The 549-nt window shown below is 36.1% G+C and carries 1 protein-coding gene; it reads right to left on the bottom strand.

Annotated elements, in window-relative coordinates:
* Positions 1 to 381: DUF4372 domain-containing protein (locus ABD935_RS07470; RefSeq protein ID WP_345191153.1), on the bottom strand; the 381-nt coding region annotated here is incomplete at its 3' end.
* Positions 382 to 549 lie beyond the last annotated feature (168 nt).

The following is a 549-nucleotide window of genomic DNA, read 5'->3' as shown; positions in this document are numbered from 1 at the left end:
ATCCAACAGGAATATTTTTGGTTTTATCCTGAACTTGGTCCGTTTCATATGGGCTTGCTGCCCTAGATTTTCTAACAGAATGTAATAATAATCCCTGAACAGTTCCCAACTTCGGTTTTTGTTCTGATAACTTACCGTGGATTTTGAAGGCGCCTTGAGCATGCTCATATGGTTCAGGTTACCTGTTGCAGAACGTAGCCCATTACTAATATCACGAACAGATTGACTTTTTGAAAATTGACAGAACAGCATTGAAACCAAGTGGGACCAACTATCAAATCCTTTTTGGTGCTTATCACTATGGTGAGACTTTACCAGTTTCTTGAATTTTGACTTATCCAATTTTGAGATTATTTGGGAAAACAACGTTATATTTAGCATCGGAGAAAGGTGTTTTTTGTGTTGCACCACAAAGGTAACTTTGCGGAACAAATTTCCCTTTCTCTTTTTTAATCGTTTAGGACGCTATTGATCTCAAATCAATCCTGTCCTAAATAAATTTTGGACACACTAAATCTAACCATTTTACTGATTTATTTCATTGCTTTT

The sequence above is a fragment of the Algibacter agarivorans genome, assembly GCF_039543245.1.
GTDB lineage: Bacteria > Bacteroidota > Bacteroidia > Flavobacteriales > Flavobacteriaceae > Algibacter_G > Algibacter_G agarivorans.
Note: the sequence above shows the minus strand (reverse complement) of the source record. Positions and strands in the feature narration are given on the sequence as shown.